General features: G+C 34.6%; 13 protein-coding genes. 12 read left to right on the top strand and 1 reads right to left on the bottom strand.

From position 1 onward, the window contains the following. Positions 1–79 precede the first annotated feature (79 nt). The gene (locus ACEN2N_RS18175; protein WP_441825653.1) at positions 80–922 is read right to left on the bottom strand and encodes a 1,4-dihydroxy-2-naphthoyl-CoA synthase; all 843 of its coding nucleotides are present in this window, start codon (positions 920–922) and stop codon (positions 80–82) included. A 184-nt stretch (positions 923–1,106) separates the two neighbouring features. Between ACEN2N_RS18175 and ACEN2N_RS18170 the strand changes: the two genes are divergently transcribed. The 12 genes from ACEN2N_RS18170 (at position 1,107) to thiD (ending at position 10,302) form a co-directional block, all read left to right on the top strand. Next, entirely contained in the window at positions 1,107–1,835 is a 729-nt protein-coding gene (locus ACEN2N_RS18170) for a phosphatase PAP2 family protein (RefSeq protein ID WP_441825652.1), read from the top strand. Positions 1,836–1,915: 80 nt separating this feature from the next. Next, on the top strand, positions 1,916–2,905 hold the full coding sequence (locus tag ACEN2N_RS18165) for a 2-hydroxyacid dehydrogenase (RefSeq protein WP_441825651.1): 990 nt from the start codon (positions 1,916–1,918) through the stop codon (positions 2,903–2,905). Between the two features lie 80 nt (positions 2,906–2,985). Further along, positions 2,986–3,558, top strand: a complete 573-nt coding sequence (locus ACEN2N_RS18160) for a DUF2911 domain-containing protein (RefSeq protein WP_441825650.1) — start codon at positions 2,986–2,988, stop codon at positions 3,556–3,558. An 18-nt stretch (positions 3,559–3,576) separates the two neighbouring features. After that, positions 3,577–4,440, top strand: coding sequence for a helix-turn-helix domain-containing protein (locus tag ACEN2N_RS18155; RefSeq protein ID WP_441825649.1), 864 nt, complete (start codon positions 3,577–3,579; stop codon positions 4,438–4,440). A gap of 100 nt (positions 4,441–4,540) precedes the next feature. After that, complete coding sequence (locus tag ACEN2N_RS18150; RefSeq protein WP_441825648.1) at positions 4,541–5,995, top strand: nuclear transport factor 2 family protein; 1,455 nt, start codon at positions 4,541–4,543, stop codon at positions 5,993–5,995. A gap of 71 nt (positions 5,996–6,066) precedes the next feature. Next, positions 6,067–6,693 (top strand): O-methyltransferase, encoded by a 627-nt coding sequence (locus ACEN2N_RS18145; protein WP_441825647.1) that lies wholly within the window; start codon positions 6,067–6,069, stop codon positions 6,691–6,693. A 7-nt stretch (positions 6,694–6,700) separates the two neighbouring features. Then, a complete protein-coding gene (locus ACEN2N_RS18140; protein WP_441825646.1) occupies positions 6,701–6,898 on the top strand; it encodes a hypothetical protein in 198 nt (65 codons plus the stop codon). A 1-nt stretch (position 6,899) separates the two neighbouring features. Beyond that, the gene (locus tag ACEN2N_RS18135) at positions 6,900–7,292 is read left to right on the top strand and encodes a hypothetical protein (protein ID WP_441825645.1); all 393 of its coding nucleotides are present in this window, start codon (positions 6,900–6,902) and stop codon (positions 7,290–7,292) included. A gap of 152 nt (positions 7,293–7,444) precedes the next feature. After that, positions 7,445–8,236: a hydroxyethylthiazole kinase gene (gene thiM, locus ACEN2N_RS18130; protein WP_441825644.1), complete on the top strand. Its 792-nt coding sequence runs from the start codon at positions 7,445–7,447 to the stop codon at positions 8,234–8,236. Continuing rightward, entirely contained in the window at positions 8,229–8,870 is a 642-nt protein-coding gene (gene thiE / locus ACEN2N_RS18125; protein WP_441825643.1) for a thiamine phosphate synthase, read from the top strand. The genes thiM and thiE overlap by 8 nt, the downstream gene beginning before the upstream one ends. Continuing rightward, positions 8,849–9,502 carry a thiaminase II gene (gene tenA, locus ACEN2N_RS18120; RefSeq protein ID WP_441825642.1) on the top strand — a complete coding sequence of 218 codons (654 nt, stop codon included), beginning with the start codon at positions 8,849–8,851 and terminating at the stop codon, positions 9,500–9,502. Before thiE ends, tenA begins: the two co-directional genes overlap by 22 nt. Continuing rightward, positions 9,490–10,302 (top strand): bifunctional hydroxymethylpyrimidine kinase/phosphomethylpyrimidine kinase, encoded by an 813-nt coding sequence (gene thiD / locus ACEN2N_RS18115; RefSeq protein WP_441825641.1) that lies wholly within the window; start codon positions 9,490–9,492, stop codon positions 10,300–10,302. The genes tenA and thiD overlap by 13 nt, the downstream gene beginning before the upstream one ends. Positions 10,303–10,313: the final 11 nt, after the last annotated feature.

Here is a 10,313-nt window from a genome sequence, read left to right as displayed (position 1 = left end):
ACAACCATCAACGAACAACCATCAACGAACAACCATCAACGAACAACCATCAACGAACAACCATCAACGAACAACCAACTTACGGTAGCCAATTGTCTTTACCGAAATTTGGTTTACGTTTTTCTAGAAAAGCATTTCTACCTTCTTTAGCTTCTTCGGTCATGTAGGCTAATCTTGTTGCTTCACCTGCAAATACTTGTTGTCCCACCATTCCGTCGTCGGTAAGGTTCATAGAGAATTTTAGCATTTTTATTGAAATAGGCGATTTTTCTAAAACCTCTTGTGCCCATTGAAAAGCAGTATCTTCTAACTCGTCATGTGGTATTACGGCATTTACCATACCCATATCAAAAGCATCTTGTGCAGAATAGTTTCTGCCTAAAAAGAATATTTCACGTGCTTTTTTCTGTCCCACCATTTTAGCTAGGTATGCAGAACCGTATCCGCCATCAAAGCTAGTTACATCGGCATCGGTTTGTTTAAAAATAGCATGTTCTTTACTAGCTAACGTCATATCGCAAACTACGTGCAAACTATGTCCGCCACCTACGGCCCATCCCGGTACAACGCAAATAACCACTTTTGGCATAAAGCGAATCATCCGCTGAATTTCTAATATATTCAAACGGTGCTGACCATCTTGACCAACATATCCTTTCTCTCCCCTAGCCTTTTGATCACCACCAGAACAAAAAGACCATATGCCGTCTTTAGTTGAAGGACCTTCCGCAGAAAGTAAAACTACTCCAATCGAGGTATCTTCTTGAGCATCATAAAAAGCTTTTATAAGCTCGCTTGTCGTATGTGGTCTAAAAGCATTTCGCACATTAGGTCGGTTAAATGCAATACGCGCTACGCCGTCACATTTTTTATAGGTAATATCATCAAATTCTATAGCTGTTTTCCAGTTGGGTGATTTCATAATTTCTAACAATTCTATTATCGTATAAAGATAAGGGTTCAAGGTATACCTCTCCAAATTTGAAAACTAGGTTCCCTAATTTAAAACACAGGCATTAATTCAATCGAGTCAGTTATCAATTTATTTGAAACAGAAGATATGCCCATTATCTACTATGTTTACAAAATAAACAATAGTACGTTTTATGAAAAAATCGCTTTACACATTTATAAAATCGCTTCGAGAATTTTTAGCGAATAAATTAAACCAGTACAATACCACCTTACCATACGTTATTACGGTTATTGTAGCTTTGATAATAGTCGTAGGCGGTATAAATTTATTTGTAGAATTAACTGAAACTTTAAAAACAGAAACCCTTGCTACGTATGATACCACGATTACCGATTATGTAATTTCTTATCGATCACCGGGCTTAACATCTTACTTTAAGTTTATGACTAATGTTGGTGATACGTACGGATATTTAATTGTATTAGTGATATTCCTTTTAATATCCTTATTGGTATTTAAACGTTGGAAATATGTTGTACAAGCGACCATGGTATTGGCATTGGCAACAATTTCGAATATGATGTTAAAACGATTTATTGATCGCGCAAGACCAGGAATAGAACATTTAGTTTCTGTAGAAACGCTGAGTTACCCTAGCGGCCATGCAATGAGTGCTATGGCATTCTACGGATTCTTAATTTTTCTAGTCACCAAGTTCAATATTCAAAAGGTGATAAAATATGTATTGATTATCGCCTTAATTACTATTATTCTAAGCATAGGTATAAGCAGAATTTATTTGGGAGTTCATTTTCCATCAGATATCGCTGGCGGATTCATTGCCGGATTCATCTGGGTAGTTTTTTGTGTTCTAGTGTTTGACTTGATTGAGTTGTTTAGAAAAGACCCGAAAACATAATTACAAACCTGATAATTGTCATAAAATTTCAAGTTCCATTAAGTAATTTTATTCCCTAATAAATTACCAATAGAGTTTTTATGAAAATAGCTGTTTTTAGTACAAAATCTTATGACCAAGAATACTTCGAAACGTACAACGATACTCACCAATATACGTTCTCATTCTATGAAACTGCATTAAATTCAGACACGGCTAAACTAACCACAGGCAGTGATGTAGTTTGTGTTTTTGTAAATGATGTTGTCGACAAAGCAACGTTTGAGGTATTAGCCGCTAACGGAGTAAAATTAATAGCATTACGCTGCGCAGGTTATAATAATGTAGATTTAGAAGCAGCTAAAAGTAATAACATAAAAGTGGTCAGAGTACCTGCATATTCACCAGAGGCAGTGGCAGAGCATGCATTGGCACTGATATTAACCTTAAATAGAAAAACACATAAAGCTTACAATAGAGTTAGGGAAGGTAACTTTTCGTTGAAAAACTTGATAGGTTTCAATCTGCATAAAAAAACGGTCGGTGTTATCGGAACAGGACAAATCGGAGCTACCTTTTGCAAAATAATTAAAGGTTTCGGTTGTAATATTATTGCTTATGATATTGCCGAGAATCAAGAGTTGTTAGAATTGGGGGTAAAATATGGTTCATTAGAAGAAGTATTTAAACAGTCCGACATCTTATCTCTTCATTGTCCGCTAAACAAACACACCAAACATATTGTCAACAAATCTTCCATTGCAGAAATGAAAGAAGGAGTTATGATTATTAATACGAGCCGTGGCGCGTTAATTAATACTGCAGATGCTATTGAAGGTTTAATAACCAAGAGAATTGGCTACTTAGGTATTGATGTATATGAGCAAGAAGAGAATCTATTCTTTGAAGATTTATCTGAACATATCATTCAAGATGAGCAAATATTGAGGTTGTTGAGTTTCCCAAATGTATTGATTACTTCGCACCAAGCCTATTTTACTAAAGAAGCTATGAATCAAATAACGATAACAACCCTAGAGAACATAAAAGCTTTTAAGAATAATACGGAGTTGAAAAATGAAGTGAAGTAAATAGATGTACTAGGCATAATCTCTAAATTGGCTGATAATTCTTAAATTCCCATAGTAATTTATTCAACATAAAAAGTAGTATGAGAAGATTTATCGCCGTCGTTGCCACTTATAGTTTATTCATCACAGTTCTATCAGCTCAAGAATATAGAGGCTTAGATAAAAGTCCGCTAGACAGAGTGTATTTACCTGATCATTTTGCCCATGACTTAAAATTTGCTCCTGAAAGAAACCTTCCTGAATTTCCTGTTTTAAAAATTGATTACAGTAGACCACAGAAAAATCGACGACAAGTTTTTGGTGGTATGGTCAAATACAATGAAATATGGCGTCTAGGTGCTAATGAGGCTACAGAAATTAAGGTGTACAAAGACGTTAAAATAGATGGAAAATTACTTAAAAAAGGTACATATTCTATGTACGCCATACCTACTGAAAAGCAATGGACTATTATCTTCAATACAGCTATAGATAACTGGGGTCATTATAGTTATGATAAAAACAATGATGTTTTAAGAGTTGATGCTCATGTATTAAAAAACCAGCAGCCAGTTGAAGAATTTTCTATTCAATTTGAAGATGTAGAAGAAGGAGTTGGTGTTATGTATATAGCTTGGGATATGGTTAGAGTAGAATTGCCTATTAGCTATTAAAGCTCTACATTTTTTAATTTGAAAGAAATTCCTAACATATCGTTTCAAGGTCCCAAAAACACAAAAGATTTTGAGTGCTTAATATTAACAGAGCTATTCGCAAGAATACCTGAGATGGCAGACCATGACCCTACCCTATCTCATAGAATCCATTTTTTCGCTTTATTGATTGTTACCAAAGGAACAGGAAAACATACCATAGATTTAAAAGAATATCCTTTAAAAAAAGGTTCAGTTCTTAAAATTGCAAAAGGACAAATACACGCGTTTCAAAAAAATGCAGATTATGAAGGTTTCTTATTAATTTTTACAGAAGATTTCGTCTTAAATCATTTTTCAAAATCTTCCATAGCTATTATTTCTCATCTGTATAATTACCATATTACCTCTCCTATTTCTAATAACGAATCTCTTAACGAAGAGTTTTTAAAAGAGCTAAGTTTAGAGCTTAGAAACACTAATACCTTTGCTCAAATTAATATTGTCGCAGCTTTAATAGATTTGTATTTATTACGATTAGAGCGGAATTCGCAGAATAATATAGAGCAGAACAACTCAAAATACTACCCCGTCTTTATTACATTTAAAAATTTAGTTGAAGAGCATTATATAAAAACTAGAAATGTAAAAGATTACGCAGAAATGCTATCTATTACCACAAAACATCTTAATGAAATAGTTAAAGAATTCACGTTGAATACCGCTAAAACATTCATTGATAGCTATGTAGTATTAGAAATAAAGCGTGCTATTGTAAGTACGAATAAAAGTTTTAAGGAAATTGCTTTTGATACCGGTTTTGACGAACTCACCAATTTTACCAAGTTCTTTAAAAAGAACATGAATCTATCTCCTAAAGAGTTCAGAAACAAGCAACTCTAGAAATCTCACATTTACCATTCTTAGCATCATATTGATAATCAAAACAGATTAATGTACCATTAGTTTTGCAGTGTAAATAACACTAAATAAAATGAACATTATGAAATTTAAATTAATAGTATTAAGTCTTTTTACAATGGCAATAGCTAGTTGTAACACTGAAGATAAAAAAGTAGAAACAGTTTTAGAAGTAACTAGTTTTAATCTAAAAACCACGGCAAGTGAATTAGAATTCAATGCCCTAGATGCTGAAATAGAAGAGACTTTTACAAGTAAACAACCTGGTTATATTAGACGTCAAAGTGGTGTAGATGAACAAGGTAAGTATGTAGTATTGATATATTGGAAATCACTTGCAGATGCCAAAGCGTCTATGGATAAATTTATGTCAGATTCATCTGTGGCAAACTATGCCAATATGATTGAAGGGTCTACCATGAAAATGTCTCGTTTCACCATAACAGATGAATTTACAGCAACCAATAGTAGGTTTACCGAGGTAATGACTTTCAACACAAAAGAAGGTACTGATTTAAAAGCTTTCAATAAAGTAAATAAAAATGTTGGTCCAAAGTTTACGGAAAAACAAAAAGGCTTTTTACAACGTATTACGGGATACAATGACTCTGGTGAACAAGTAGCAGTCGTTTATTGGGATACAAAAGCAGATTCAGATGCTGTAATCAATGATTTCATGAATGCTCCCGTAGCCAAAGAGTTTATGGGAATGATGGATCAGTTTACTATAGATATGATGAGATTCCAATCTTTATCTTCTTTGAAAAACGTAACGCTATCAAATAAGGATAAAGTAGTTGCTTTGTTAAACAGCTTTAATACAGGTGATCAAACTCCAATTTCTTACATAAATCCAAACAAATACATTCAACACAACTTAGGTGTTGCAGATGGTTTACAAGGTTTTGGAGAATTAATGCAACATGCTCCAGAAGGCGGATTTAAAGCAAACGTTGTTCGTGCGTTTCAAGATGGTGATTATGTTTTTGCACAAACAGAATATGATTTCTTCGGACCAAAAGCTGCATTTGATATTTTTCGTTTTGAAGACGGATTAATTGTTGAGCACTGGGATAATCTTTTAGAGGTTCAAAAACCAAATCCAAGTGGCCATACTCAGTTCGATGGTGCAACTGCACTTACAGATTTAGACAAGACTGAAGCTAATAAAGCAGTAGTTAGAGGATTTATTGAAGATGTATTGTTAAATCATCAAATGGATAAAGTGGCTAGCTACATCAATCCTAAAGAATATGTACAACATAATCCTGCAGTTGCAGACGGTTTAGAAGGTTTTGGAGCTGCAATGAAGTATTTCGCAGAAAACGGATTAGTAATGGAGTATGATAATCTTCATATGGTCTTAGGGCAAGGGAACTTTGTATTAAGTGTTAGTGAAGGTAAATTCGGAAAAGGAGACCATACGGCATATTATGATTTGTTCAGACTAGAGAACGGATTAATAGTTGAGCACTGGGATGTGATAGCTACTATTCCTGCAAAATCTGATTGGAAGAATCCAAACGCTAAATTTTAAATATTAAAAATAAATCAAGAAGGAATATCTGTAGTCAATGGTATTCCTTCTAATTTTTTTAAAAAAATAATATGATAACAGCAGCGCATAATCCTATTACAGCTACTTTGTTTGAATTATTTAATGATGCTAAAAACGATAAAACTAGAATTATAAAAGGTTTGGTCAAGAGTATACTAAGACCAATGCAGCCTGAAGATTTTAAACATGCCTATCTATCTATATCAGAAGAACAAGGATTGTTTTTAGTAGATTTAATAAAGAAAAATAAGCTTAAGAATATTGTAGAATTCGGAACCTCATTTGGTATCTCTACCTTATTTTTAGCGCAAGGTGCCTTAGAAACGAAAGGCAGAATTATTACCACCGAGTTAATTGCTTCAAAGGCTGAAAAGGCTATAGAGAATTTTAAGAAAGCGGAAGTATCCAATATCATCGATGTAAGAATTGGTGATGCCATGCAAACTTTACAAAACCATAAAGAGCCTATAGATTTATTGTTCTTAGATGGTTGGAAAGATTTGTATCAACCCCTATTCAATATTCTAGAGTCAAACTTTCATACCCATACCATAATTTATGTTGATAATGCCGAAATGCGCGAATCTCGTGCATTTTTAAAGGAAGTTGGTGAAAATGATAAGTATACGCTAGAAAGTATATTCGAAGGTAAAGTAGTATTAATAAGAATTAAATAATACGTTTATGAGCCAAGTAGCAAATTGCCCAACTTGTGGTAGCAAATCGAAAATAAAAGAGGTTGATGGTCAAACGGATTATACAGCTGTACAAGATGAAGAAGCCTTTAAAAAAATAGGTCAATTAAAGAAAGCTATGGAAAAGTTCAAAGCAAGATCTGAAGCTTTGGAAAAAGAATTGAATGAATTAAAAGCTTCATTATAATATGGCATTTTTAAAGAGAAATTATGGTTGGTTGATTGTTGCTATTTTAGCTATTCTTCCATTATTCATTTTAAGCAATATGTTTAAAATTGATATGACTAATGGCTTTCATTTATCATTGGTAGATAACGGTGGTAAAGAAGGTTTGTCTACCCTAGAAATGTTATACCATATTACAGGTGAATTTGCTATTCGATGGATGACTGCTGTACTAACTTGTACTCCATTTTTTATATTATTCGGTGTCACCAATCTATTTGTTAGGCAAGCAATGGGCCATATTCAAAAGCAATATGCAGATGGTAATTATGCTGAAGTGTGGTTTAAAACAGCAAGTATAAGCGTTAGCGATGCAGCTGTATCTAACGAAGGGTATTTCACGAAAAATGATTAATTACGCCCGCTAATTTAAATTCCTTTTTTAAACACTTCCCGTTAATAACTTATCACAATGGTAACATGATTTTGCATGCTTTTTTTTTGATTATTGTGAACTTAGTTGATTCAGTTTAAAATAAATCAACCAACATAAATTTAATTATTACAATGAGCAGTTTTGCTACCGTATTAAACCAAATTAGAACCAAGAGCCCACTAGTACATAATATTACCAATTACGTGGTAATGAACAACACAGCAAATGCATTGTTGGCCGTTGGCGCATCGCCCGTTATGGCACATGCTATTGAAGAAGTTGAAGATATTGTAACCATCTCTTCCTCCCTCGTTATTAATATGGGAACGTTAAGCGAGAAATGGGTAGAAAGTATGCTCTTAGCTGCCAAGAAAGCAAAGGCAACCCATACTCCCTTTGTATTTGATCCAGTTGGCGTTGGTGCGTCTGCATATAGAACAGAAGTTGCCCAAATGATTATGAAAGCTGCCACACCCAATGTAATTCGTGGTAATGCTTCAGAGATTATGGCATTGGCAAAATTGACAAATTCTACAAAAGGTGTAGATAGTACGATGGATACGCAAGATGCTATTGAAGGTGCTACCCTACTATCAAAGAAATTCAATAACACGATAGTAATTAGTGGTGAAACCGATTATATCATTACTGGTGATACCATTACTAAAATAGAAAACGGGAGTCCGCTAATGGCGAAAATAACCGGTATGGGTTGTACGGCAACTGCTATGGTAGGTGCATGTTTAGGTGTGGAAGAAAATGCGCATTTGGCAGCCACAGCGGCAATGGCAATTATGGGCGTTGCGGGAGATATGGCGAATGAAAAAAGTGCTGGACCAGGGAGTTTCCAGATGAATTTTTATGATAGTTTATATCATATTACTCCCGATATGTTAGCATCAAAAGTAAAAACAAATGTCTAAAGTAGACTATGCTTTAATGTATGTGACGGATGATAGCATTAGAGATGACAACCACTTTTTTGCTATTCTCGAAGGGGCTTTAAAAGGCGGGGCAACTATCATTCAATTACGAGAGAAAACTTCTAATACGTTGGCATTTTATAAACGTGCAATAAGATGTAAAGAATTGTGTAGTACCTACGGAATTCCTCTGATTATTAATGACCGCTTGGATATTGCACTTGCCATAGATGCAGATGGTGTACACATCGGTCAGTCCGATATGCCTTACGAAGTTGCACGTAGATTATTAGGTAATAGTAAGATTATTGGACTATCGGTAAGTAATAAAGAACAAGCCGAGCAGCCTAATGCTCAGGCAGCAGATTATATAGGCATCTCCCCTATTTTTTCTACGAATACAAAAACAACCGATTTAGCAAAACCCTTAGGTATTTTAGGATTAAAAGAAATACGACAGATATATAAAAAACCTATTGTCTGCATAGGAGGAATTCACAAAGACAATACACAAGAAATTATAGCTAATGGAGCGGACGGTATAGCAGTAGTTTCTGCCATTTCTAAAGCAGAAGATTCTGAAGCGGCGACAAAAGAACTTAAAGAAATAGTATGCAAGACTGGTACCAACTAGCAAGAGAACAAACAGATTATATTATAGAAGCCATAAAAGAACAGCCTTTTATCAAAGAATTGATGAACGGTACATTATCGCAAGAAGTATTTCAGTTTTATATTCATCAAGATGTCATGTATTTAGCGGAGTACAAAAAAGTACTGGCTACCATCGGGGTAAAATGTGAACATGTAGATGATACCCAGTTTTTTCTAGATTCCGCCACAGGAATTATCAATGTAGAAAATGCCTTGCATCAAATTTTTCTAAAAGATAATCAGTTAGTACATGAGCCCTCTCCTACTTGCGAATTATATACAAGTTATCTTAGTCGCATAGTGGCAAATCATTCATTAGAAGAAGCATTGGCAGCTGTTCTGCCTTGTTTTACCATTTACAAAGAAATTGGAGATTATATACAAGCGAATCAGACGAACAAAGCCGATAACCCCTATCAAGATTGGATAGATACTTATGGCGGCGAAGCATTTGCAACCTCGGTAAATAATGCCATAGCCATAACAAACAAATACGCAACACAAGCTTCTGATGACGTCTTACATAAAATGGAATCAGCTTTTGAAAAAGCATCGAAATTAGAATGGATGTTTTGGGACAGCGCCTATAATAAAGAAGCATGGAAGATATAAAAACACCTTACAACAGTGTATTGTCCATTGCCGGTAGCGATTCTGGTGGTTGTGCAGGTATACAAGCAGATATTAAAAGTATTAGTGCCTGCGGAGCTTATGCTGCTACGGTAATTACAGCAACTACCGCACAGAATACTTTAGGAGTCACAGATATACACGCCATACCCACTTCTCATATAGAAAAGCAATTAGATGCTGTGCTAAGTGATATTCAATTCGGAGCCGTTAAAATTGGAATGTTACATTCTTGCGAAGTGATTAAAATAGTACAAGAGAAACTAGCGGAATACAAACTAAAGAACATTGTTTTAGACCCAGTAATGGTCACTACATCGGGACATAAATTAATTACCGATGATGCCATTGAATGTCTGAAAAACTTTCTTCCACACGTCAATTTAATCACTCCGAATATTCCAGAAGCTGAACTGTTGATTGATGAAGAAATTAATGGGGATAACATGGAAGAAATGGCAAAGAAAATAGCAGAAAACTATAAAACCTCGGTACTTCTAAAAGGCGGACATATAGATGCCGATAGTAATGATATGACCGATGTGTTTTATGAGTACAGTACAGGTAAAACAATCACTATTACCAACCCAAGGATAGTTACCAATAACACCCACGGTACAGGTTGTAGTCTATCTTCAAGTATTGCCGCTTTTTTAAGTTTGGGTGATTCTATCGAAACTGCCATTAAAAAAGGATGCAAGTATGTTAACAAGGCTATAACCGATGGCAAATACAAAACCTTAGGTAATGGCAACGGACCTATTAATCATTTTGGGTTGTAATCTAATAGTCA

It is taken from the genome of Maribacter spongiicola (assembly GCF_052119685.1).
Taxonomy (GTDB): Bacteria; Bacteroidota; Bacteroidia; order Flavobacteriales; family Flavobacteriaceae; genus Maribacter; species Maribacter spongiicola_A.
The sequence above is the reverse complement of the archived record's forward strand: the minus strand, read 5'-3'. Positions and strand labels throughout refer to the sequence as shown.